The sequence below is a fragment of the Streptomyces sp. NPDC002032 genome, assembly GCF_042890765.1.
Taxonomy (GTDB): domain Bacteria; phylum Actinomycetota; class Actinomycetes; order Streptomycetales; family Streptomycetaceae; genus Streptomyces.
Genome location: NZ_JBIASM010000009.1, coordinates 44,341 through 67,894 on the forward strand (window position 1 = coordinate 44,341; position 23,554 = coordinate 67,894).

The following is a 23,554-nucleotide window of genomic DNA, read 5'->3' on the forward strand; positions in this document are numbered from 1 at the left end:
GGCTCCTTCAGTGCGGGGCGACGCAGGAGTGGTCGGCGAAGCCGCTGGGGTCGTGGCGGCCGAAGCTGCCGTGTTCGAAGATGCCGAAGCCGGTGCGGCCGTCCAGGGTGAAGCGGGCGGCGTGGTCGGTGACCCCGTAGGCGGCCATGGGGTGGGCTGCCGGGTCGGTGAGGTCGTAGGTGCGGCGGTCGGTCCAGCCGCGGCCCTGCCAGGTGCCGTGCTGCCAGTCGGTGGCGGGCGGGTAGCCGGCGCCGACGGCGAGCGGGGAGGAGGCGAGGACCTCCACGCCGAGTTCGAGGGGTTTGCGGCCGGCCGGGTCGGTGAGGTGGACGACGGCGCTGCGCGGGTCGCGGGTGCCGGGCCGGTAGCGGATGTCGGTGTGCGGCCAGCCGAGCTGGACGTCGGGGCGGCCGCTGTCCTCGGGGAAGACCTGGACGGCTTCGTTCAGGGTGCGGTGGCCGTCGGCGTCCTCCTGGGTGATGACCATGAGGAAGCGGTCCTCGAAGCGGACGGGGATCCAGAGCCAGTGGAAGCCCTCGGGGCGGTGCTCCTCGGCGGCTCGGCCGCCTTCCTCCCCGGGTATGGGGCGCACGCCCCAGCTGCGGTCGCGGGTGCCGGTCCACTCCCCCGGGGTGAGGGTGAACTCCTCGCCCCGGGCGCGCAGGGTGCCGGTGACCTGGCCGGCCTGGACGAAGCGGCGGCCCTCCAGCATGAGGCGGTCGCCGCGCCGCTGTACGTGGTGGGGTTCCCACACGGCGGGGAAGGCGGCGCTCCAGGTGATGTCGTACGCGAGTCCGTGGGGGTCCCCGGGGTCGGGGTCGCAGCGCAGGGTGAGGCGGCGCAGGGGGGCGCCGACGGTGATCGACAGGGGGCCGACGGAGAGGTTCATCCGGTCGTCGGTGAGGGCGTCGGAGGCCCGGACGGCGAGGAGTTCGCCGCCGAGGCGGAGGGTGGCGTAGGCGTCGATCACTCCGGCGTTGGGATAGACGCCGAGGCCGAGGATGAGGAGGGCGCGGCCGGTGTGGTCGAAGACGTGGAAGATGCAGCGGTCGTAGGCGTTGCGGTCACCGCTGACGAGGTGCTTCATCGACAGGGGGGCCTGGTGGATGGGGTATTCGTCGAGCGGGACGGGACGGTCCGCGGGCACGGCAAACCTCCTGGGGGCAGGGGTGGGCTGCGTCTGAGCGGATATGACGGTACGTCAGATTGCCGCTGCGGGACCAGGGTTGCGACACAAGATGACAGCGCGGCACACCGAGCCACGAGCCGGGCTCACCGGCGGGTCACGGGCGACTCACGGGCGGCTCACGGGCACGTCTCCCCGAACTTCACCACGATCAGTTCCACCGGCCGGCCGTCCAGCGGGGCGCCGGCCTTCGGAACCTGGGCGCACACCTGCCAGTTCGACTCCTGGAGGACCATCCGGCCCTCCCGGCCGTCCTTGATGGTGAAGCTGGTGTTCGAAGGCAGGGCGGCGCGGACGGCCTTGACGGACTTGCCGCCGAACTCCGGCATCGTGCCCCTGGCCTCCGGCTGGGGACCGGGATCCGAGGCCGGGCAGCTCTCCTCCAGCCGCACCGCGCCGAAGTCGACCCCGACGTCGGCGGCCGCGGGGCCCGGGGCGGGGGTCTGGGAGCAGACCTTCCAGTTCCGGTCGAAGACCTGGGCCCGCTCCCGGCCGAGGCTGTCGTGCGAGGTCAGGCGGGAGAAGCCGGCCGCCTGCGCCGCGTCCTGGGCCGCCTGGAGGCCCTTGCCCACGAGATCGGGCAGGGTTCCGGCCTTGGCGGGGGCCGGGGCGGCGGCCGGAGCCCCGGTCGTGGCGGGCGGGGAGACGGGCCGGGCCGTACCGGAGCCGGTGGCCACGGGCCCCGCCCCGGCGGGCTTCGCGTCCTGGCAGCCGGTGAGGGCGAGGAGCGCGGTGGCGGCCAGGACGGCGGGTGCGATGTGTTGTGTACGCATCAGGACATGGTCTCCGACGCGCGCGGGATCCCGCAGGCGGTGGGGAAGGGTCGAACGGATGGGCGCGGGCGGCGGGGGGTGACCCGCGCTCCGGGTGCCGCGTTGGCCGGGCATGACCCCTCTGGAGACGCCCGTACCGAGAGTCGGGCGCCGGCGGCGCCCCGGTGGCGCGGAGCGTGAAGAATCGGTTCAGCAGCCGGATCGGCCATCGGTGCGGCAACCGGTCCAGCCGGCTCCCCAGCCGCCCCGGCAGCAGGCCCGCGCGCGGCATCCCGACCCGCCGATCTACGGGGCCCTGCTCGCGCGCTGGGCGGCCGACGGCCGGACGCTGCCGGGGCGGCGCGACCCGGAGTGGTCCCGGATCGTCTCCTCCCCGGTCTGGCCGACCGGCCCGCTCTACGACGACCCCTGACCCGGGACCGGCGACGACCCCTGACCCGGGACCGGCCGCCAGCCCGGACGGCCGCCTGCCCGCGGCGCCGGCCGGCCGGACGTGTTCGGCGAGGAGGACGTCGCGCGCGGTGACCGACTCCTCGGCGACCGCGGGCCGGCCGCCGAGGCCCAGCTCGGCGGTGACGACGCGCGGCGCCGGCCGGCCGCGGCCGGGTGTCGCAGGCCGCGGGACGGGGGTGCTTTCAGCGGCTCTCCGGGCCGGCCAGGTGGCGGGCGATGACCATGCGCTGGATCTGGTTGGTGCCCTCCACGATCTGGAGCACCTTCGCCTCGCGCATCAGCCGCTCCACCGGGAAGTCCGCGGTGTAGCCGTAGCCGCCCAGCACCTGCACCGCGTCGGTGGTGACGGACATGGCCGCGTCCGTGCAGAACAGCTTGGCCATCGCCGCCTGCCGGGAGAACGGCTTGCCCGCGTCCCGCAGCCGCGCCGCCGCGAGGTAGAGCGCCCGGCCCGCCTCGATCTTGGTGGCCATGTCGGCCAGCATGAAGCGCAGCCCCTGGAAGTCCGCGATCGGGTGCCCGAACTGCTTGCGGCCCAGTGCGTACTCCAGCGCCTCGTCCAGAGCCGCCTGCGCCACCCCTATGGCGCACGCCGCGATCCCGAGCCGGCCCGCGTCGAGCGCCGCGAGGGCGATGGTGAAGCCCTGGCCCTCCTCGCCGATCCGCCGGCCGTCGGGGACGCGTACGCCGTCGAAGTGCAGCTGGGCGGTGGGCGAGCCCTTCATGCCCATCTTCTTCTCGGGGACCGCCGCCGTCAGGCCGGGGGCGTCGCCCGGCACGAGGAAGGCGGTGATGCCCTTGGGGCCGGGGACGCCGGTGCGGGCGAGGACGGTGTAGAAGTCGGCGACGCCGCCGTGGGTGATCCAGGCCTTGGTGCCGGTGATCACCCAGTCGTCGCCGTCGCGGACGGCCTTCGTGGTGAGCGAGGCGGCGTCGGAGCCCGCCGCGGGCTCGGACAGGCAGTAGGCGCCGAGCAGGCCGCCGCCGAGCATGTCGGGCAGGTGCGCGGCCTGCTGCTCCTTGGTGCCGTACCCGGCGAGGCCGTGGCAGGCCAGCGAGTGCACGCTGACGCCGAGGCCCACGGTGAGGCGGGCGGCCGCCAGCTCCTCGAGGACCTGGAGGTAGACCTCGTACGGCTGCTCACCGCCGCCGAACTCGCCCGCGTAGGGCAGGCCCAGCAGGCCGGCCTCGGACAGCAGGGTGAAGACCTCGCGGGGGAACCGGCCGGTCTCCTCCTCCTCGGCGGCCCGGGGGCGGATCTCCCGCTGGGCGATCTCGCGTACGAGTGCGAGGAGGTCGCGGGACTCCTCGGTGGGCAGCTGACGGTCCACCGGCTGTGGGGCGCGGTCGGTCATGGCGGCGCTCTCCTCCCTCGTCAAGCACGGCGGCGACGCGTGAGGTGTGGGACGCGCCGCCGGGTCTCGGTACTCGCAGCCGATGCTGCCCTCCCGGATCACGGAAGGGCGCGTTCAGCGGCTGCGGCGGCTTGAGTATGCCCGATCAGGCGCTTTCCGTCACCGGTAGGTGATCACGACCCTCGTCCGCGATGATCGCGGACTCCTCGGAGACCACCGGAGGCGCGGGGCACTCGGGCACGAACTCCGCGATCACGTCCAGCGTCGCGCGCAGTTGCCGCACCAGCAGCGCGCCGAGCTCCGGCCGTCCCGGCTTCTGCACCCCGGCCGCGGCGCCGATCCAGTCGAGGGTGGTGCCCTCCACCCCGGAGAGCCAGCCCACGAGGGCGAGCCGGGCCAGCGGCGGAACCGTGCGGCGGCCGTAGGCGCCCTCGGCGATGGCGGCCAGGAGCTCCTCGCGGACCGCGTCGCGGATCGCCAGCACCTCGGCGTCGGAGCCGATCCCGCCGGTGACGATGGTGCGGTACGCGGCGTGGTGGTGCTCGGCGTAGTGGAGGTAGCCGTCGACCGTGCGGCGGACCCGCTCGGTGTTCGGCAGGTCCGGCTCCCCCGTGGCGCGGGAGACGAGCTCGGCGACCGAGTCCTCGACGATGGCGAGGTAGTAGCCGCGCTTGCTCTTGAAGTAGTAGTAGATGAGCCCCTTGGCGACCCCGGCGTGCTGGGCGATGTCGTCAACGGAGAGGGCGTCGTACGAGGTGTCGGCGAACAACTTGCGCCCGATCGCCATGAGTTCGGCCCTGCGGACCTGCGAACGCCCGGTCGTTCCACGCTGTTGACTATTATTCAAATTCGGCCCTAGCCTCGAACTGCCACAGGATGCCCGCAGTATGGCAGACCTGCGCGCCGAGCTCGCTCCTGCGATTCCCCCGCAACTCCGTACGGGAGGCACACGCCATGGGCACGGACAAGCGCACGGACAGGCACACGGACGAAGGCACGGACCGGAGCACGGACGGGGGCCACGGGGCGGCCCCCGAAGGACGGGTCGCCTGGCGGAAGTCGGCGGCCGTCGCCCTTCCGGCGGTCGTCGCGGTCGGGGCGATGGCCGTGGTCATGGCCCAGGGCGCGCTGGCCGCGTCCTTCGCCGTCTCGGGGACCAGCTTCCAGGTCTCCTCGTCGAAACTGAGCAGCAAGGGCCTCGCCTCCTACGTACAGACCGACCGCTCCGCCGACGGCAAGGGACACCCGGTCGCGCTGCTGGGGATCGGGGAGGCCACCCTCAGCGACATCTGCCAGTCCGCGGAGGTGGACACCCCCGTCGGGAAGGTGGTGTTCAAGCTGACCGCCGGCGGCCGGGCCGGGGAGGTGACCGCGAGCAGCCTCGTCATCGACGGCGAGGACCTGGAGGGCGACGCCGTCTTCGGCACGGCCCAGATCGGCCGGGACGCCTCCACCCTCGACCAGGTCGACGGGGTGCGGGGCGAGCCGGGGAAGTTCGGGCTCCAGGCCGGGAACATCGAGGTGGCGGGCGTACGGTCGCACGCCTGGTCCGCGACCGGCGGGAACTTCCGGCTCAAGGGCATGAAGCTCAACGTGAGCCTGGACGGCGCGAAGTGCTTCTAGGCCTGCCGGGCCCGCCCCGGCTCCCGCTGCCCGGCCCCCGGCGGCGGCTGCGCGCCTGGCGGCGGACCCGTCCGTTCTGGGGCGGGCTGCTGCTGGTGCTGGGCGGGACCGAGCTGCTGCTGGTCCCGCTCTCCCCGCTGACCGTGCTGGTCAGCCTGGGGCTGGGCGGGATCGCGGCCATCGGGATCGGGGCCGCGCTGATCGCGGCGGGGCTGTTCCTGTGGTTCCTGCCGCAGGCCCGGGCGTACGTGTCGGTCCACGCGCTGCTGCTGTCGGTGCTGTCCTTCGTGGCGACCAATCTGGGCGGCTTCCTCGTCGGCATGCTGCTCGGCATCGCGGGCAGCGCGCTGGCCTTCGGCTGGACCCCGCGGCCCGGCCCCGGCCCCGAATCCGGGGAGTCTAAGACGTACGCCTCCCGGCTGGACGGCGGCGGGTCGCGGACGCTGGCCGCCGCCCTGCCGGTGGTGCTGCTGGCGGCGCTCGCCACCGGCGCCCCGCCCGCGCGGGCGGCGGTGACGGCGGCCGGCCCGACGGCGCGGGGGTCCGGTCCGCCGGCGGCCGCCCGCACTCCCCCGACCGTCACCACCTCCCTCTTCGCCCCGCAGGGCTTCGCGCTCGCGGGCGTGACGGAGGTGGCGACGGTGGACGGGCCGCGCCGGGTGCTGGTGCTGAAGATGGCGGCCGCCTCGCTGCGCGACTACCGGCTGCGCACCCGCGACGGCGGCCGGGAGTACGCACTGGCCGCCACTTCCCTGGACCTGCGCGGCGACGTGACCCTCTACCTGACCAGGTTCAGCGGCTGCATCGAGGGGCTGTTGTGCGTGACCTTCAGCCCCGACGGGCTGCCCGCTCCCCCGGTGATCCCGCCGTTCGTCTTCATGACCCAGGTCAGCGCCGAGCAGGCGCTCGTCACCTCGGACGTGATCGTCACCGACGGGCTGCGGCTGGAGGCCTCGTGATCCCGGCGGAGGGGACGGAGGAGACGGTCAACGGTCAGAACCAGCCGAGCTGGGTGACGAACATGGCCACGACGACCACCAGGGTCCAGCCGAGCACGTGCTCCAGCCAGCCGGAGCCTTCTGTGGGGCCGCCGGTGCCGACGAGGCTGCGGGCGCGGGCGGTCAGGGCGGCGGTGTGTGCGGTCATGCCGTCCAATGTGCCAGCGTTCGCGGCATTCGCGGAAGAGACGACCGTCACTGGTGGCGCGCGTCACGCCGCCGGGCCCCGGGCCCTTCCCGGTGCGGGAGGGCCCGGGGCCCGGCGGTGCGGGACGGGTCCCGGTCAGGTCCTGGTGGTGGTCCGCCGGTCCCCGCCCATGGCGACCATGGCCAGGCCGAGGCACAGGGCGACCACACCGGTGATCACGTTGCTGACGACGCTGCGGGTGGTGTCCATCTCCCCGGCCATGACCCAGGGGGCCACGATCGTCCAGGCGCCGATCGCCACGGCCGTCCAGGCCATCGCGTGGGTGCGCTCGTACGCCGAGCCCAGCCCGCCCATGCACAGACAGAAGGCCAGACCGGCGATCAGGTTGTTGACGGCCAGCGGGCCCAGCACGCTGAAGCCGGCGATCCACGGCGACGCCGCCAGGTACAGGCCCGTGATCAGGGCCATCGCCTCCACGGCCTGTGCGGCGGGGGTGGACGTCACGCGTTCGAACCGAGTGCGCATCTCGGCGAGGTCGGGGTGGTGTTCGATGTTCGGGTGAGTGGTCATGGCGGGCTGCCTCCTATGAGAAGCCTTATGTGCCCTTTATGCCCAGATTAGCCCGCTTGGATCCTGGGAGTGAGGGCCTTTTTCTGCGCTTTTCCCGGCTCCTCACCTCCCCCCGCCCCGCCCCGCTCACAGGACGCCGACGGCCTTCAGCGCGGCGGCCTGGGCCGCGCTCGGCGCCGCCGGGCCGTAGAGGTAGCAGACGCCGCCGCTGCCCGACACGGTCTTCCCGGTGGCGTTGAGGCGCTTGGTCCGCAGCCAGACGTTCTCCCACTGGCGGCGCGGGTAGACGCGGCGCACCGCCGCGTTGGTGGCGGAGTTGGGGTCGTTGGCCACCACGTCCCCGTTCCGGGTGAAGCCGACGACGGTCATGAGGTGGCCGCTGGTGCCGTAGCCCGCCCCGTCGAGCTCGCCGGCGAGGAAGGACTGCGAGGTGATGACGGGGATCCCGGCCCGGACCAGGGTCTCCAGGTCGGCGAGGGAACCGAGCCGGGTGACGACCCCGGCGAGACCGGGGTAGGTGGCGGCGTACGCGGCGTTGAAGGGCCAGTTGCCGCAGCCCTTGTAGGCGGCGTCGTAGGTGGAGCGGGCGGCGTGGCACACCTGCGGGTCGGCGTAGTGGGGGTCGACCCAGGCCAGGGCGGCGGGGGTGGGCCGGCCGCCCCAGTACTCGATGATCATCTGCGAGGAGGTGGGGCTGCACCAGGCCTCGCCGCCGTTGTCGTACTCGGGGTACTGGCCGGTGTGCACCTCCTGGGAGTAGCGCGGCACCTTCAGCTCGTGGCCCGCCGCCGCCCCGGGGGGGCAGGCCGGGACGGTGAACCGGTCGGGGACGTCGGAGGCCATCGCCCCGGCCAGCCAGAGCGTCGGGCCGCCGCCGGAGCCGGGCTTGCGGTAGAGGGTGACGCGCAGCTGCCACGCGGCGATCCGCAGGCCGCCCTCGGGGTGGTCCACGGCCAGGGTGTCGGTCCAGACGGTGCTGCGGCCGTCGCTCTGGCCGTCGACGGAGGTGCGCCGGACGTCGGCGTCGCCGGAGGCCCAGCGGCCCATCACGTACCAGGGGGTCGCGGTGCCGTCGGTGTAGGTGCCGCGCAATTCGGTCTGGATCCAGGTGCCGGCCGGGGTGTGGGCGTTCCAGGAGGCGATGACCTCGGTGGCCGGGACGGTGGAGCGGTGCACCGGGGAGGTCCAGGTGGCGTGCTCCCAGGCGGCCTTGCGGCCGGTGTGGGGGTCGGCGTACTCGGTGCTGCCCGTCGGGGCGGTGAAGCCCAGGCCGGGACGGGTGCCCGCGACGGCGGCGGTGCCCCGGTGCGTGCCCGCCTGCCAGTGGGCATACGCGTACCAGAACCGGTTGTCCACCGTCCGGGCCGCGGCCGCGCCCGGGGCGGCCGAGGCGGAGCCGGGGGCGGAGCCGGGGGCGGAGCCGGGCGCGGGGGCGGAGCCGGAGCCGGCCGCCGCGGCCGGGCGGCCCGTGGGCAGGGTGGCCGCGGTGGCGGCGGCGAGGGCGACGGCCAGGAGGGCCCGGCGCGGGGTGGGTGCGGTCATCTGCGTGGCCCCCAGGGGTCGGTGCGGTGGAGCGGCTCGTCCACCCTTCCAGTTCCCGGCGGCGGTGCGGCGAAGCCCCGGGCCCGTGTCGGGGGTGATCCGGCGGTGGGCCGTACGCTGGCCGGGTGGAGCCACACCCGTCACACCCGTCACTCGATGCGCACGAGGCGCACGAGGCGGCCGGTGCACCCGACCCGCTCGGATCCCTCGCCCCCCTCGCGCGGGAGCTCGCCGCCCTGCCCCCCTCGCTCGGGCCGGTCCGCCTGATCGGTGTCGACGGGCACGCCGGCTCCGGGAAGAGCACCTTCGCCGGACGCCTCGCGGCGGCGCTGGGCGGCACGCCGGTGCTGCACCTGGACGACGTGGCCACCCACGAGGAGCTCTTCGGCTGGCAGGAGCGGCTGCGGGACCAGGTACTGGAGCCGCTCGCCGCGGGGCGGGCCGCGCACTGGACCCCGTACGACTGGGTGGAACGCCGTTTCGGCGCCCCGCGGCTGCTGGAGCCCGCCCCGGTGCTGCTCGTGGAGGGGGTCGGGGCCGGGCGGCGGGCGCTGCGGCCGCACCTGGCGCGGCTGCTGTGGCTGGAGACGGCTCGCGAGGAGTCCTGGGGGCGCGGGCGAAACCGGGACGGGCGTGAACTTTCCGACTTCTGGGACGGATGGGAGCGCGCGGAGCTCGCGCACTTCTCCGGTGACCCTTCGCGCCCCTTCGCGGACACTCTGGTACGCCAGAGTGGTACGGGATACGAGTGGACTTCCGGGACTCCTGCGGCCCCCGGAGCGCACCGTTTCGTCACCGAACGTCACGGGCTCCCCCCGGCCTGAGCGCCCTCGCGGAACCGCCCCCACGGGGCTGCTCCGAGTCGCTTGACCGGGGCCCCGGAACCGCCGTACGTTCTCAATGCGCGGCCTGCGAAGGCCGCTGCGGACGCGGAGCCCCCGATTGTTCCCCCGTGATCGGGGGCTTCGTTCTGCCCCGGACCGGCTCCGGCGGGGCGCGGCGCGCCCTTCCGGCGCCGCCCGACCTCACCCTGAGTGACACCGGGCGCCATGGCTCCGTGCCCGACCCGTACCCACCGCACCCTGGGTAAGGTGCGTCACCGCAGGTACGATGCAGCCCTGATTTCATCGGTGATTTCATCGGCGGGGTGGACAACTCGTGTGCTCGGCGCGGGGGTTGCCGCGCACCACGGGGCTGGCTTGTGGGGGATGTGATGGACTTCGGCATGCCGGGCAGCGCTCACGCCCCGGCCGAACTCGCCTGGCTGCGCGGGGTCGACGCCTGCACGATGGGCGCCTACCCGCAGGCGGAGGAGGAGTTCCGGGCTGCCGTCAGGCTCGATCCCGCCATGGCCGACGCCTGGCTGGGCCTGCACGCGCTGCGGGTGGACACCACCAACGCGTTATTGCGCATGTACGCCCACCGAGACCGCTTCGGCGAGCAGCGGGCCCGGCACCGGCGGACCCTGAACTCCTGGTACTGGCTGGGCTGGTGGGTGCAGCCGGTGCTGGAGAGCCGACGGGACCTGCTGCTCGCGCACGCCTCGCACTGGCTGGACGGCCGGCACGTGCCCGAGCTGGACCAGGCGCTCGCCGCCCTGCCGCCGGTGGACACCGATCCGCAGGTACGGTTCCTGCACGCCTGCCGGGCCTACCTCGTCAAGGACTGGGAGCAGCTCGTACGGCACACCGAGCCGCTCGTGGACGATCCGCTGCTGGGGATCGAGGCGGGCCTCTTCGGCGGCATGGCCCGGGTCCGGCTGGAGATGTACGGGCAGGCCGAGCCGATGCTGTCGGCGGCGCTGATGCGCTGCCGCAGCGAGCAGCCGCAGCGCAAGGAGCTGCGGTACTGGCTCGCCCGGGCGCACGAGGGGACCGGGCGCAGCGCGGCGGCGCTGCCGCTGTACCGGGCGGTGCACCGGGTGGACCCGGCCTTCATGGACACCGCGGCCCGGCTGACGGCCATCGCGGACAGCAGCGACCCCGACGACATGGCCGGGTACGCCGGCTACGGCGGGCACAGCGCCGAGGGCTTCGCCGGGCACGGGCTGTCCCCCGTCGGCGGGGACTACGCGGCGGTGGCCCTCGGCGGGGGCGGCGGGCCCGCCCAGGACATCGCGGCGGACGGGCAGGTGGACCCCGATCCGCCGACGCCCGGGGAGCCCCCGGACCAGCGGTTCGGGCCGTCCCTGGGGGGTCCGGGCCGGGTGGAGGACGTCCGGCGGCACAAGGTGACGGTGCCGCCGCAGGGCGCGCCGGCGGGGCTGCCCGCCGGTCCGGCCGATCCGCGGGCGCTGGCCGAGGCGCTGGCCGAGCTGGAGCGGATGGTGGGCCTGGAGCCGGTGAAGCGACAGGTGAAGGCCCTGTCGGCGCAGTTGCACATGGCGAGGCTGCGGGCGGCCCAGGGACTGCCGGTCCAGCCCCCGAAGCGGCACTTCGTCTTCTCGGGGCCCTCGGGCACGGGCAAGACGACGGTGGCACGGATCCTGGGGCGGGTGTTCTACGCGCTGGGGCTGCTGGGCGGCGACCACCTGGTGGAGGCGCAACGGGCGGACCTGGTGGGCGAGTTCCTGGGGCAGACCGCGGTCAAGGCGAACGAGCTGATCGACTCGGCGATCGGCGGAGTGCTGTTCGTGGACGAGGCGTACAGCCTGTCCAACTCCGGTTACAGCAAGGGCGACGCGTACGGCGACGAGGCCCTCCAGGTGCTGCTCAAGCGGGCCGAGGACAACCGGGACCACCTGGTGGTGATCCTGGCGGGCTATCCGGCGGGGATGGACCGGCTGCTGGCCGCGAACCCGGGGCTGTCCTCGCGGTTCACCACCCGGGTGGACTTCCCGAGCTACCGGCCGCCGGAGCTGACCGCGATCGGCGGGGTGCTGGCCGACGCGAACGGCGACCGGTGGGACGAGGAGGCTGTGGAGGAGCTGCGCAGTATCAGCGGGCACGTGGTGGAGCAGGGCTGGATCGACGAGCTCGGCAACGGCCGCTTCCTGCGCACCCTGTACGAGAAGAGCTGCGCCTACCGCGATCTGCGGCTGGCCGGCTTCGCCGGTGAGCCCTCGCGGGAGGACCTGTCGACGCTGCGGCTGGCCGACCTGATGCAGGCGTACGGGGAGGTGCTGTCGGGGCGTGGCCCCGCCGACCCGGGACGGCCCGAGCCCCCGCCGATGTAGCGGGGGCTCGGGCCGTCCGGGCCGCCCTAGGCGCTGCGCACGTACGTGCGGTGGGTGCGGTGGGCCGGGTCGCGGACCTCGCCGACGAGCATCTCCAGGACGTCCTCCAGCGCCACCAGGCCGAGCACCTTCCCGGCCGGGTCGGCGACCTGGGCCAGGTGGGTGGCGTCACGGCGCATGACCGTGAGGGCGTCGTCCAGCGGGAGGGTGGAGCACAGGGTGGTCATCCTGCGCCACACCCGCTGGGGGACGGCCCGCTCGCGCTCCTCCAGGTCGAGGACGTCCTTGACGTGGAGGTAGCCCATGAAGGAGCCGGTGTCGGAGCGGACGGGGAACCGGGAGTAGCCGGTGCGCACCGTCAGCTGTTCGATCTGGCGCGGGGTGACGGCCGGGCCGACGGTCACGAGCCGCTCGCGGGCCAGCAGGACGTCGGTGACCGGGCGGCTGCCCAGTCCGAGGGCGTCCTCCAGGCGTTCCTGCTCGACCGGTTCGAGGAGTCCGGCCTGCCGGGAGTCCTTGACGAGGCGGCCGAGCTGGGCGCTGGTGTAGACGGCCTCGACCTCGTCCTTGGGCTCGACCTTGAAGAGCCGCAGGACGAGCGCGGCGCAGGCGCCCAGCGCGCTGGTCACCGGTCCGCACACGCGGGCGAAGGCGACCAGGCCGGGGCTGAACCACAGCGCGGTCCGCTCGGGGGCGGCCATGGCGAGGTTCTTCGGGACCATCTCGCCGATCACCAGGTGCAGGAAGACCACGGCGGCCAGGGCGACGGCGTACCCGAGGGGGTGCACCAGGCCCTCGGGCAGGTGGGCGGCCTCGAAGAGGGGCTCCAGGAGCCGTGCCACGGTGGGCTCGGCGACCGCGCCGAGGGTGAGCGAGCACAGGGTGATGCCGAACTGGGCGGCCGCCATCATGCGCGGCAGGTTCTCCAGCCCGTGCAGCACCTGGCGGGCCCGCGCGGAGTCCGCGGCGAGGGGTTCGATCTGGCTCCGGCGTACGGAGACGAGCGCGAACTCGGCTCCGACGAAGAAGCCGTTGGCCAGGACGAGGAGCAGCGCGAAGAGCAGCTGGAGGGCGTTCACCGGCCACCCGCCGGGGTGAGCTCGGCCGGGGCCGGTACGGCTCCCAGCGGTGTGGTGCGCACCAGCCGCACGCGCTCGGCCCGGTAGCGGCCGACCTGGCGGACGGACAGCTTCCAGCCGGGGAGCTCGGCGCGGTCCCCGGGGGCGGGGATGCGGCCGAGCAGGTCGGCGACGAGGCCGGCGACGGTCTCGTAGGGGCCCTCGGGCACCTCCAGGCCTATGCGGCGCAGGGTGTGGACGCGGCAGCTGCCGTCGGCCTCCCAGGAGGGGCGGCCGTCCTCGGCGGGTACGGCGGCGAGTTCGGGTCCGGCGTCCTCGGCGAGGTCGTGCTCGTCGCGGACCTCGCCGACGAGTTCCTCCACGATGTCCTCCAGGGTGACCACTCCGGCCGTGCCGCCGTACTCGTCGACGACCACGGCCATGGGCTGTTCGCTGCGCAGCCGTTCCAGCAGGGGCTGTACCGGCAGGGAGCCGGGCACCAGGAGCGGGGCGACGCAGATGCGGGCGACGGTGGTGCGGCCGCGCGCGTACTCGGGCACCGCGAGGGCGTCCTTGAGGTGGACCACGCCGGTGATCTCGTCGATGCGGTCGCGGTAGACGGGGAAGCGGGACAGACCGGTGGCGCGGGTCAGGTTCAGCACGTCGGCCGCGGTGGCCGTGTGCTGGAGGGCGCTGACCTTCACGCGGGGGGTCATGACGTGCTGGGCGGTGAGCTCGCCCAGCGACAGGGTCCGTACGAAGAGGTCGGCCGTGTCCTGTTCGAGGGCGCCGGCCTGGGCCGAATGACGGACCAGGGAGACCAGTTCACCGGGGGTGCGGGCGGAGGCCATCTCCTCCGCGGGCTCGACGCCGAGCGCCCGTACGAGGCGGTTCGCGATGGCGTTGAGGGCGGCGATGACGGGCCGGAAGGCCCGGGAGAAGACCTGCTGCGGTCCGGCCACGAACCGGGCCACCTGGAGCGGCCGGGAGACCGCCCAGTTCTTCGGGACGAGCTCTCCGACGACCATCTGGACGGCTGCGGCGAGCAGCATCCCGATGAGCACGGCGGCGCCGGAGACGGCTCCGCGGGGCAGGCCGGTCGCGGCCAGGGGCCCCGACAGGAGTGCGGCGAGGGCCGGTTCGGCGAGCATGCCGACGACGAGCGAGGTGATGGTGATGCCGAGCTGGGTGCCGGAGAGCTGGAAGGACAGCTCCCGCAGGGCTTCGACGACCGTGCGGGCACGGCGGTCGCCCTCGGCGGCGGCGCGTTCGGCCTCGGGTCTCTCCACCGTGACGAGGCCGAATTCGGCCGCCACGAAGAAACCGTTGGCGAGGATCAGGGCGAAGGCCGCCAGGAGCAGGAGAAGCGGGATGGTCATGCCGCCGCCTTCGGGGGGAGGGCGGCGCGTGTACTACCGGACGATCCGTCCATTGCTGGAGGGAGTCACTCCTCTGGTCGATGGTGCCCACGGGCCACGGGGTCCCGGGGCGTGTGGGAGGGCGCGCGTTCGCGCCCCGCCACCAGGGTAGTCATTGGGATCGCCGCCGCAATGGGACGCAGCGACGAGACCGCTCGGACTCAGTGGTCGGTCGCGCCGGTTCCCCTGGTCTCCACGAGGGAGCGCAGGGCGCGGGCGTCGCCGATCGCCTGGGCCCGGGCGATGCCGGGCTGGATGCCGAGGGCGGGCAGGCTGGTGCCGTCGCTCAGGTCCAGGAACACCCACGGGTCGCCGGGGCGGAGGTTGACGCGCAGGATCTGCGCCCACTCCAGGCGGCGGGTGGTGGTCAGGTTGACCACGGTGACCCCGGTCTCGTCCGCGACCACCTTGGGGCGGCTGAGCAGGACGAGGACGGAGGCCATCAGGGCGGCCGTGAGGACGAAGCTGAGGCGCTCGCCGGGGCCGAGGTTCTCCAGCAGCAGGGCGATGGCCGTGATGGTGGCGAACATGGCGAGCCCGACGCCCAGCAGCACCGCCCGGGTGCGGGTCGGCCGGAAGGTGACCGGCAGGGCGGGCGGGGCGGGCGGGGCGGCGGACTCGCTCATGGTGCTGGTGATGCCTTCTGGAGGGGGCGTACGGGGCCGGGGACTGCGTACGAGTCAGAGACGGCAGGCGTGGATCGAGGTGGTGAGGATCGCGCGCGCGCCGAGCTCGTACAGGTCGTCCATGATCCGCTGGGCTTCCTTGGCGGGGACCATGGCGCGGACCGCGACCCAGCCCTCGTTGTGGAGCGGGGAGATCGTCGGCGACTCCAGGCCGGGGGTGAGGGCGACGGCCCGCTCCAGGTGCTCGGCGCGGCAGTCGTAGTCCATCATCACGTAGCTGCGGGCCACGAGGACGCCCTGGAGGCGGCGCAGGAACTGCGCGACCTTCGGGTCGTCGACGCCGGCGCCGGTGCGGCGGATGACGGTCGCCTCGGACTTGAGGATCGGCTCGCCGATGACCTCCAGTCCGGCGTTGCGCAGGCTGGTGCCGGTCTCCACGACGTCGGCGATGATCTGCGCGACGCCGAGCTCGATGGCGGTCTCGACGGCGCCGTCCAGGTGGACGACGGAGGCATCGATGCCGATCTCGGCGAGGTGCTTGGCGACGATGCCCTCGTAGGAGGTGGCGATCGTCATGCCGGCGAAGTCCTCGGGGCCCTTCGCGGTGCCGGGCTTGGTGGCGTAGCGGAAGGTGGACCGGCCGAAGTTCAGCGGCAGGATCTCCTCGGCGTTGGCGCCGGAGTCCAGCAGCAGGTCACGGCCGGTGATGCCGATGTCCAGCTTGCCCGAGGCGACGTAGATCGCGATGTCCTTCGGGCGGAGGTAGAAGAACTCGACCTCGTTCTCGGGGTCGACCGTGACGAGTTCCTTGGACTCCTTGCGCTGGCGGTAGCCGGCCTCATGGAGCATCGCCGACGCCGCTCCGGAGAGTGAGCCCTTGTTGGGGACGGCGATGCGCAGCATGGGGCTTCCTTTGGTGCGTAGGTGCGAAAGGGAGTGCGGGAGCGGGGCGCGGGACCCGCCGTGGAGAGCTCCGGCCTAGAGGTGGGCGTAGACGTCGTCGAGGGAGATCCCGCGCGCCACCATCATCACCTGAACGTGGTAGAGCAGCTGGGAGATCTCCTCGGCGGCGGCTTCCTTGCCCTCGTACTCGGCGGCCATCCACACCTCGGCGGCCTCCTCGACGATCTTCTTGCCGATGGCATGGACGCCCTTGCCGACGAGCTCGGCGGTGCGCGAGGTGCTGGGGTCGCCGTCGGCGGCCTTGAGCTGGAGCTCGGTGAAGAGCTCTTCGAAACTCTTGGAGGGTTCGTTCGCCATGATGGTCCTCAGAATAAGGGGTCCCGCGCCGCCGCTCAGCGCCAGGGTTCGCTGACGGTCCGCAGGGTCATGGCGGTGGAGACGGCGGCGGTGACCGCTTCGTGCCCCTTGTCCTCGTTCGACCCCTCGAGCCCGGCGCGGTCCAGCGCCTGCTCGTCGTTGTCGCAGGTCAGAACGCCGAAGCCGACGGGGACTCCGGTGTCGATCGACACCTGTACCAGGCCCTGGGTGACGCCCTGGCAGACGTAGTCGAAGTGCGGGGTGCCGCCACGGATGACCACGCCGAGGGCGACGATGGCATCGTAACCGCGACCGGCGAGTACCTTCGCCACGACCGGCAGCTCGAAGCTGCCGGGGACGCGGAGCAGGGTGGGCTCGTCGATGCCCAGCTCGTGCAGGGCCCGCAGGGCGCCGTCGACCAGTCCGTCCATGACCTTCTCGTGCCACTGGGCCGCGATCACGGCCACTCGGAGGTCGCCGCAGTTCTTCACGCTCAGTTCGGGTGCGCCCTTGCCGCTCACAGCTCTGCTCCTCGGTTGTTCGTGGGTGTGTCGGGGTGTGCCGGGTTACGTGTACGGGTGTACGGGTGTACGTCTACGGGTGTGCGGGTGTCACTGGTTGCCGCAGGCGGAGGTGGGCACGGCCCCCTCCAGCCAGGGCAGGTCGTGGCCCATCCGGTCCCGCTTGGTGCGCAGGTACCGCAGGTTGTGCTCGCCCGCCTCGATGGGCATCTGCTCGCGGCCGCTGACGGCGATGCCGTGGCGGACGAGCGCGGCGGACTTGTCGGGGTTGTTGGTCAGCAGCCGGACGCTGCGGACGCCGAGGTCGGCGAGGATCTGGGCGCCGGCCCCGTAGTCGCGGGCGTCGGCGGGCAGGCCGAGTTCCAGGTTGGCGTCCAGCGTGTCGCGGCCGCGCTCCTGGAGTTCGTAGGCGCGCAGCTTGGACAGGAGTCCGATGCCCCGGCCCTCGTGGCCGCGCAGGTAGACGACCACGCCGCGGCCCTCGGCCTGGATGCGCGCCATGGCGGCCTGGAGCTGGGGTCCGCAGTCGCAGCGCTGGGACTGGAAGATGTCGCCGGTCAGGCATTCGGAGTGCATCCGGACGAGGACGCCCTCGCCGTCGCCGATCTCGCCGTGGACGAGGGCGACGTGCTCGACGCCGTCGGCGGTGGAGCGGAACCCGTAGGCGGTGAACTCGCCGGCCGCGGTCGGCAGGCTGACCTCGGCCTCGCGGCGGACGGTCGGCTCGGCGGAGCGGCGGTAGGCGATCAGGTCCTCGATGGAGATGATCGTCAGTCCGTGCTTGCGGGCGAAGGGGATCAGCTCGGGCAGGCGCAGCATGACGCCGTCCTCGCCGGCGATCTCCACGATGGCGCCGGCCGGGCGCAGGCCCGCGAGGCGGGCGAGGTCGACGGCGGCCTCGGTGTGGCCGTTGCGGACCAGGACGCCGCCGGGCTTGGCGCGCAGCGGGAAGACGTGGCCGGGGCGGACGAAGTCCTCGGGTCCCGAGGCGCCGCTCGCCAGCAGGCGCAGGGTGGTGGCGCGGTCGGCGGCGGAGATTCCGGTGGTGACGCCGTGGGCGCCGGAGGCGTCGACGGAGACGGTGAAGGCGGTCTGCATCGACTCGGTGTTGCGATGGACCATCTGCGGGAGCTCCAGGCGCTCCAGCTCCGGGCCCTCCATGGGCGCGCAGATCAGGCCGCGGCACTCGCTCATCATGAAGGCGATGATCTCGGGGGTGGCCATCTCGGCGGCGATGACGAGGTCGCCCTCGTTCTCGCGGTCCTCGTCGTCGACGACGACCACGGGGCGGCCGGCGGCGATGTCGCGCAGGGCCTGCTCGACGGGGTCGAGGCGGAAGGACTCCTGCGGAGCGGAGGCGGGGACGTCCGGCACGGGCTTGAGGGGGGTCATGCCGTTGCTCCTTCGAGGGCCGGGGCGGGGTTGGTGCGCGAGCGCTGGTACCAGTCGTACGCACCCCAGAGCACGAGGGCTCCGTAGATCACGTACACGAAGGCGGAGAAGGCGTACCCGCTGGTGAAGGCGAGCGGGACGCCGACCGCGTCGACGAGCAGCCAGGCGAACCAGAACTCGACCAGGCCCTTGGCCTGGGCGTACATGGCGACGACGGTGCCGACGAAGATGTAGGCGTCGGGCAGCGGGTTCCAGGACATCCACGGGTAGAGGGTGAACAGCCCGGCGACGGCGAGGGTGCCGACGGCGGCGGCGCCCAGCAGCAGGCCGCGCTCGCGCCAGGTGGCGAAGCGGACGGCCAGCGAGGCGTCCTGTGCCCGGCGCTTGCCGCGGCTCCACATCGTCCAGCCCCACAGCGCGACCACCATGACGACCACCTGCTTGCCGGCGTTGCCGGAGAGGTGCCCGGCGGCGAACGCGACGAAGAGGATGGCGCCGGAGAGGAACTGGGTCGGCCAGGTCCATATGGAGCGCCGCCAGCCGAGCGCGAGGGCGGCGAGGCCCATGGTGTTGCCGATCGCGTCCGACCAGATGATCTTCTGGCCGAAGGCGCTGAAGGCCTCGGAGTTGAGCCAGGTCAGGGCGCTCACCGGTTCGTCTCCTTCGGGTGCTCGGGGGTGGCGGTCAGGGGGTCGACCCCGGCCGCGAGGAGGCGCTCGACGTACTTCGCGAGGACGTCGACCTCCAGGTTGACCGGGTCGCCGGGCTGCTTGATGCCCAGGGTGGTCAGCGCCAGGGTGGTGGGGATGAGGCTGATGCTGAAGTGACCGGCAGCGGCCTCCACCACGGTGAGGCTGACACCGTCCACAGTGATAGAGCCCTTTTCTACGACGTACCTTGAGAGGTTCTCCGGGAGCGCGACCCGGACGATCTCCCAGTGCTCGGAGGGGGTCCGGGAGAGGATCTCGCCGGTGCCGTCCACGTGCCCCTGGACGAGGTGGCCGCCGAGGCGTCCGCCGAGGGCCATGGGGCGCTCCAGGTTGACGCGGGAGCCCGCGGTGAGCGCGCCGAGGCTGGAGCGGTTCAGGGTCTCCTGCATCACGTCGGCGGTGAACTCGCCGTCGGCGCTCTCCACGACGGTCAGACAGACGCCGTTGACGGCGATCGAGTCGCCGTGCTTGGCGCCCTCGGTCACGACGGGGCCGCGCAGGCGGAAGCGGGAGGCGTCCGCGAGCCGCTCGACGGCGGTGACCTCGCCCAGTTCTTCGACGATTCCGGTGAACACTCAGTGCTCCTTGAGGGGCGTACGGACGGTGGGGACTGCGGTGATGCGGAGGTCGGGGCCGATGCGGACGGCCTCGGTGATGTCGAGGCGCAGCGCGTCGGAGACGTTCTCGATGCCCGCGCCGGCGAGGGCGGCGGGGCCCGCGCCGAGGAGGGCGGGGGCGAGGTAGCCGACGACCCGGTCGACGGCTCCGGCCCGCAGGAAGGCGCCCGCCAGGGTGGGGCCGCCTTCGAGGAGCAGGGAGCGCAGGCCGCGGGCCTGGAGCCGTTCGAGCAGGCCGGCGATGACGACCCGGCCCTCGTGCAGGGGCACGCGGAGCAGCTCGACGCCGGGCAGGTGGCCGGTGTCGGCGTCCTCTCCCACGACGAGCAGGGTGGGGGCGGCGTCGTCGAGGATGCGGGCGGTGGGGCGCAGGCCCGCGCGGGTGTCGAGGGCGATCCGCAGGGGCTGGGTCGCGCCGTCGACGCCGCGGACGGCGAGGTGCGGGTCGTCCTCGCGCAGGGTGCCGCCGCCGACGAGGACGGCGTCGCACTCGGCGCGCAGCCGGTGGACGTCGGCCCGGGACTCGGCGGAGGTGATCCAGCGGCTGCTGCCGTCGGCGGCGGCGCTGCGCCCGTCGAGGGTGGCGGCGTACTTCCAGGTGACGTGGGGGCGGCCGAGGCGTACGGAGGTCAGCCAGGCGGCGTTGCCCGCCTCGGCCTCTTCGGCGAGGAGTCCGCCCTCGGCGTCGATGCCGGCCGCGCGGAGCGTGGCGCCGCCGCCCGCGGCCCGCGGGTCCGGGTCGGACACGGCGTAGCGCACCCGGGTGACGCCGGCCTCCAGGAGGGCCCGGGTGCAGGGGCCCGTGCGGCCGGTGTGGTCACAGGGTTCGAGGGTGACGTACGCGGTGCCGCCGCGGGCCGCCGCGCCGGCCCGGCGCAGGGCGTGGACCTCGGCGTGGGGGCCGCCGGCCCGCTCGTGCCAGCCTTCGCCGACGACGGTGCCGGAGGCATCGGTGATCACGCACCCGACGACCGGGTTGGGACTGGTGGAGCCGAGTCCGCGCGCCGCGAGTGCGACGGCGCGCCGCATGGCCCGCACGTCGGTGCCGGGCTCCGCGTTCACGTCGGCGTGTGTCGCCACCGGGTCCTCCTGCCTCATCGGGCACGGACTCCGGGGCCTGTCGGGATACGACAGATGAAGCGGGTGAGCACACGCGGGGGCGCCGAGGCCGGAAGACCGGTCCGTCCGACACGTATCCGCTGGGGATACGCCGATGGACCGCCGACGGCGGCGTACCGGTGACTGGCCCGCCGCGCACTGCCTCCCATCCGGACTTTAACCGTCGGTCCAGGAATTTCACCTGGTCAACCGGCCGCTGGATGCGGACGGGTCGCGGACTATACCGCCGGTTCGGAATTACACCGACCCCGGAGTGCGCTGCTACTGGTACTACGGCCAGTGTGCCACGGGCCGCCGACGGCCATGCGAGTGAAGCGCTGTGGCCTGGGTCACAAACCAGCCGTTCTCGAGGGTCGCTCTCGCGCCACCCGCGCCGCGCCGGTGCCGGAGCCGCGCCGCCCTCGCTTTGGTCCAGACCTATTGACGGGTTGGTCTAGTCCTCTTAACGTTCCCTTCATCTTCCCCGGGGTTCCCGGCCTGCCGACGTGCGCACGTCATAGGCCGACCAGCGTCACGTTCCCGCACGTCACCGCACGCCGTGTCCTGCCATCCTCCCCTCCCCAGGAGGCACCATGCCGTCCCCCACTCGTACGAGAGCGCTGCTCCTCGCGTCCGGCGCCGCCATCGCCGGACTGCTGGTCGGCGGGCTCTCGGCGGGCGTGTCCCACGCCGCCGACAACGAGAGCTGTCGCCCCGACGGTCTGTACAAGACCGCGGGCGTGGACGTCCCGTACTGCTCGGTCTACGACTCCGAAGGCCGCGAGAAGATGGGCGCGGACCACCAGCGCCGCGTCATCGGCTACTTCACCGGCTGGCGCACCGGCAAGGACGGCACTCCCGCCTACCTCGCCAACAACGTCCCGTGGTCCAAGGTCACCCACCTCAACTACGCCTTCGCGCACGTCGGCGGTGACAACAAGATCTCCGTCGGCGCGGACAACGCGAACAACGCCGCCACCGGGATGACCTGGCCCGGCGTCGCCGGCGCGGAGATGGACCCGGCCCTCCCCTACAAGGGCCACTTCAACCTCCTGAACAAATTCAAGAAGCAGTACCCGAACGTCAAGACGCTCATCTCGGTGGGCGGCTGGGCGGAGACCGGCGGCTACTTCGGCGACGACGGCAACCGCGTCGCCTCCGGCGGCTTCTACTCCATGGCCACCAACGCCGACGGCTCCGTCAACCAGGCCGGCATCGACACCTTCGCGGACTCCTCGGTGGAGTTCATCCGCAAGTACGGCTTCAACGGCGTCGACATCGACTACGAGTACCCGACCACCATGAAGGACTCGGGCAACCCGCTGGACTGGCAGCTGTCCAACGCCCGCCGGGGCGGTCTCGTCAAGGGCTACGCGGCCCTCATGAAGTCCCTGCGCGAGAAGCTCGACCGCGCGGGCGCCACGGACGGCAAGCACTACCTGCTCTCCGTCGCCGCCCCGTCCTCCGGCTACCTGCTGCGGGGCATGGAGACCTTCCAGATGCAGCAGTACCTGGACTACGTCAACATCATGTCCTACGACCTGCACGGCGCCTGGAACGAGTACGTCGGTCCCAACGCCGCGCTCTTCGACGACGGCAAGGACGGGGAACTGGCCGCCGCGAGCGTCTACTCCACCTCCCAGTACGGCGGCACCGGCTACCTGAACACCGACTGGGCCTACCACTACTTCCGCGGTTCGATGCCGTCGGGCCGGATCAACATCGGCCTGCCGTACTACACCCGCGGCTTCAAGAACGTGCAGGGCGGCACGGACGGCCTGTGGGGCAAGGCCCCGGCCACCACCTGCCCGGCGGGCGCGGGCCTGACCAAGTGCGGTGACGGCGCGGTCGGCATCGACAACCTCTGGCACGACCTGGACACCAACGGGGCCGAGTCCCCGGCGGGCTCCAACCCGATGTGGCACGCGAAGAACCTGGAGAAGGGCGTCGTAGGCGACTACGTCACGAAGTACGGCTTCCCCGCGAACACCACGCTGAGCGGCACCTACGCCCGCAAGTACGACTCCACGCTGGTGGCGCCGTGGCTGTGGAACGCGCAGAAGAAGGTCTTCCTGTCGACGGAGGACGAGCAGTCCGTCGCCGCCAAGGCCGACTACGTGGTGAACAAGGGCATCGGCGGCACGATGGTGTGGGAGCTCGCGGGCGACTACTCCTACAACGCGGCCAAGGGCCAGTACGAGATGGGCGACACGCTCACCTCCCTGATGTACGACAAGTTCAAGGCCGCCACCCCGTACGGCGCGAAGAAGGCGGGCGCGGCGCTGCCCGCGCGGGCCGTCGACATCAAGACGGAGTTCACCGAGTTCAAGCTGGGCGACTCCAACTACCCGATCACCCCGAAGCTGAAGATCACCAACAACACGAAGACCACGCTGCCCGGCGGTACGGAGTTCCAGTTCGACTACGGAACCTCGGCCCCGGCCAACGCCTCCGACCAGTCCGGCTTCGGCACGAAGGTGATCAGCACCGGCCACAGCGGCAGCAACGTCGGCGGCCTGAAGGGCGACTTCCAGCGGGTCTCCCTGAAGCTCCCGGCCTGGCAGACGCTGGCCCCGGGCGCCTCGGTCGACCTGGCGTTCAACTACTACCTGCCGGTGTCCACGCCCTCCAACTGGACGGTGAACATCTCCGGCACCACCTACGCCCTCGCCGGGGACCTGGCGCGCGGCACGACGCTGACGGAGCCGGGCACCACCACGCCGCCCACCACCCCGCCGACGACCCCGCCGACCACTCCCCCGACCACGCCTCCGACGACGCCTCCGGGCGGTACGTGCACCGCCCCGGCGTACGTGGCGGGCTCGGTCTCCACGGGCGGAACCGTCGTCTCCCACAAGGGCCACACCTGGAAGGCCCAGTGGTGGACGCAGAACGAGGAGCCCGGCACCACCGGTGACTGGGGGGTCTGGAAGGACCAGGGAGCCTGCTGATCCCGGCACCCCTGCCCCGCCGAACGTGAGGACCCGGTGGCCCGGCGGCCACCGGGTCCTCGCACGTCCGGACGCCGGCC

Annotated in this window: 23 protein-coding genes and 1 riboswitch; of the genes, 6 read left to right on the plus strand and 17 right to left on the minus strand. The window is 73.0% G+C overall.

Features of this window, described 5'->3' with window-relative positions; all coding sequences use genetic code 11:
• Window positions 1–7: 7 nt before the first annotated feature.
• Both ACFYYT_RS21455 and ACFYYT_RS21460 read right to left on the minus strand, forming a co-directional pair.
• On the minus strand, window positions 8–1,087 hold the full coding sequence (locus ACFYYT_RS21455) for a hypothetical protein (protein ID WP_388609041.1): 1,080 nt from the start codon (window positions 1,085–1,087) through the stop codon (window positions 8–10).
• Between the two features lie 218 nt (window positions 1,088–1,305).
• Window positions 1,306–1,959 (minus strand): hypothetical protein, encoded by a 654-nt coding sequence (locus tag ACFYYT_RS21460; RefSeq protein ID WP_351829414.1) that lies wholly within the window; start codon window positions 1,957–1,959, stop codon window positions 1,306–1,308.
• Between the two features lie 211 nt (window positions 1,960–2,170).
• Here ACFYYT_RS21460 and ACFYYT_RS21465 point away from each other — a divergent pair, with 211 nt between their 5' ends.
• Window positions 2,171–2,371: a hypothetical protein gene (locus tag ACFYYT_RS21465; RefSeq protein WP_351829411.1), complete on the plus strand. Its 201-nt coding sequence runs from the start codon at window positions 2,171–2,173 to the stop codon at window positions 2,369–2,371.
• Window positions 2,372–2,594: 223 nt separating this feature from the next.
• Here the strand turns inward: ACFYYT_RS21465 and ACFYYT_RS21470 are convergent, their stop codons facing one another.
• Entirely contained in the window at window positions 2,595–3,767 is a 1,173-nt protein-coding gene (locus ACFYYT_RS21470) for an acyl-CoA dehydrogenase (RefSeq protein WP_351829409.1), read from the minus strand.
• A gap of 145 nt (window positions 3,768–3,912) precedes the next feature.
• The gene (locus ACFYYT_RS21475; RefSeq protein WP_351829407.1) at window positions 3,913–4,554 is read right to left on the minus strand and encodes a TetR/AcrR family transcriptional regulator; all 642 of its coding nucleotides are present in this window, start codon (window positions 4,552–4,554) and stop codon (window positions 3,913–3,915) included.
• A gap of 314 nt (window positions 4,555–4,868) precedes the next feature.
• Here ACFYYT_RS21475 and ACFYYT_RS21480 point away from each other — a divergent pair, with 314 nt between their 5' ends.
• Complete coding sequence (locus ACFYYT_RS21480) at window positions 4,869–5,390, plus strand: DUF6230 family protein (RefSeq protein WP_351829449.1); 522 nt, start codon at window positions 4,869–4,871, stop codon at window positions 5,388–5,390.
• Window positions 5,381–6,349 (plus strand): DUF6114 domain-containing protein, encoded by a 969-nt coding sequence (locus tag ACFYYT_RS21485; protein WP_388608899.1) that lies wholly within the window; start codon window positions 5,381–5,383, stop codon window positions 6,347–6,349. Before ACFYYT_RS21480 ends, ACFYYT_RS21485 begins: the two co-directional genes overlap by 10 nt.
• Window positions 6,350–6,383: 34 nt before the next feature.
• On the opposite strand, the gene ACFYYT_RS21490 is transcribed toward ACFYYT_RS21485, so the two are convergent.
• From ACFYYT_RS21490 to ACFYYT_RS21500, 3 genes are all read right to left on the minus strand, one after another.
• Window positions 6,384–6,536 carry an SCO1431 family membrane protein gene (locus ACFYYT_RS21490; protein ID WP_351831787.1) on the minus strand — a complete coding sequence of 51 codons (153 nt, stop codon included), beginning with the start codon at window positions 6,534–6,536 and terminating at the stop codon, window positions 6,384–6,386.
• Between the two features lie 135 nt (window positions 6,537–6,671).
• Window positions 6,672–7,106, minus strand: a complete 435-nt coding sequence (locus ACFYYT_RS21495) for an SPW repeat protein (RefSeq protein ID WP_351831790.1) — start codon at window positions 7,104–7,106, stop codon at window positions 6,672–6,674.
• A 126-nt stretch (window positions 7,107–7,232) separates the two neighbouring features.
• The gene (locus ACFYYT_RS21500) at window positions 7,233–8,648 is read right to left on the minus strand and encodes a peptidase C39 family protein (protein WP_388608903.1); all 1,416 of its coding nucleotides are present in this window, start codon (window positions 8,646–8,648) and stop codon (window positions 7,233–7,235) included.
• Between the two features lie 236 nt (window positions 8,649–8,884).
• Here ACFYYT_RS21500 and ACFYYT_RS21505 point away from each other — a divergent pair, with 236 nt between their 5' ends.
• Entirely contained in the window at window positions 8,885–9,472 is a 588-nt protein-coding gene (locus tag ACFYYT_RS21505) for a hypothetical protein (protein ID WP_351826780.1), read from the plus strand.
• 389 nt (window positions 9,473–9,861) lie between these two features.
• Entirely contained in the window at window positions 9,862–11,823 is a 1,962-nt protein-coding gene (locus tag ACFYYT_RS21510) for an AAA family ATPase (protein ID WP_351826778.1), read from the plus strand.
• A gap of 26 nt (window positions 11,824–11,849) precedes the next feature.
• Here the strand turns inward: ACFYYT_RS21510 and ACFYYT_RS21515 are convergent, their stop codons facing one another.
• From ACFYYT_RS21515 to ribD, 10 genes are all read right to left on the minus strand, one after another.
• The gene (locus ACFYYT_RS21515; protein WP_351826777.1) at window positions 11,850–12,902 is read right to left on the minus strand and encodes a hemolysin family protein; all 1,053 of its coding nucleotides are present in this window, start codon (window positions 12,900–12,902) and stop codon (window positions 11,850–11,852) included.
• Window positions 12,899–14,260 carry a hemolysin family protein gene (locus ACFYYT_RS21520; protein ID WP_351826776.1) on the minus strand — a complete coding sequence of 454 codons (1,362 nt, stop codon included), beginning with the start codon at window positions 14,258–14,260 and terminating at the stop codon, window positions 12,899–12,901. The genes ACFYYT_RS21515 and ACFYYT_RS21520 overlap by 4 nt, the downstream gene beginning before the upstream one ends.
• A gap of 200 nt (window positions 14,261–14,460) precedes the next feature.
• Window positions 14,461–14,925, minus strand: a complete 465-nt coding sequence (locus tag ACFYYT_RS21525; protein ID WP_351826775.1) for a PH domain-containing protein — start codon at window positions 14,923–14,925, stop codon at window positions 14,461–14,463.
• Window positions 14,926–14,979: 54 nt separating this feature from the next.
• On the minus strand, window positions 14,980–15,828 hold the full coding sequence (hisG, locus tag ACFYYT_RS21530) for an ATP phosphoribosyltransferase (RefSeq protein WP_351826774.1): 849 nt from the start codon (window positions 15,826–15,828) through the stop codon (window positions 14,980–14,982).
• 75 nt (window positions 15,829–15,903) lie between these two features.
• Complete coding sequence (locus ACFYYT_RS21535) at window positions 15,904–16,185, minus strand: phosphoribosyl-ATP diphosphatase (protein WP_351826773.1); 282 nt, start codon at window positions 16,183–16,185, stop codon at window positions 15,904–15,906.
• Window positions 16,186–16,220: 35 nt separating this feature from the next.
• Window positions 16,221–16,706, minus strand: a complete 486-nt coding sequence (ribH, locus tag ACFYYT_RS21540) for a 6,7-dimethyl-8-ribityllumazine synthase (protein WP_007262951.1) — start codon at window positions 16,704–16,706, stop codon at window positions 16,221–16,223.
• A gap of 90 nt (window positions 16,707–16,796) precedes the next feature.
• Window positions 16,797–18,098 (minus strand): bifunctional 3,4-dihydroxy-2-butanone-4-phosphate synthase/GTP cyclohydrolase II, encoded by a 1,302-nt coding sequence (locus tag ACFYYT_RS21545; protein ID WP_351826772.1) that lies wholly within the window; start codon window positions 18,096–18,098, stop codon window positions 16,797–16,799.
• A complete protein-coding gene (locus ACFYYT_RS21550) occupies window positions 18,095–18,748 on the minus strand; it encodes a nicotinamide mononucleotide transporter family protein (RefSeq protein WP_351826771.1) in 654 nt (217 codons plus the stop codon). Before ACFYYT_RS21550 ends, ACFYYT_RS21545 begins: the two co-directional genes overlap by 4 nt.
• Entirely contained in the window at window positions 18,745–19,383 is a 639-nt protein-coding gene (locus ACFYYT_RS21555) for a riboflavin synthase (protein ID WP_351826770.1), read from the minus strand. Before ACFYYT_RS21555 ends, ACFYYT_RS21550 begins: the two co-directional genes overlap by 4 nt.
• Entirely contained in the window at window positions 19,384–20,523 is a 1,140-nt protein-coding gene (gene ribD, locus ACFYYT_RS21560) for a bifunctional diaminohydroxyphosphoribosylaminopyrimidine deaminase/5-amino-6-(5-phosphoribosylamino)uracil reductase RibD (protein WP_388608911.1), read from the minus strand. It abuts the gene before it with no gap.
• Between the two features lie 152 nt (window positions 20,524–20,675).
• Window positions 20,676–20,805: riboswitch (FMN riboswitch) on the minus strand.
• A gap of 311 nt (window positions 20,806–21,116) precedes the next feature.
• On the opposite strand from ribD, the gene ACFYYT_RS21565 reads away from it, so the two are divergent.
• Window positions 21,117–23,474, plus strand: a complete 2,358-nt coding sequence (locus tag ACFYYT_RS21565; protein WP_351826769.1) for a chitinase C-terminal domain-containing protein — start codon at window positions 21,117–21,119, stop codon at window positions 23,472–23,474.
• Window positions 23,475–23,554: the final 80 nt, after the last annotated feature.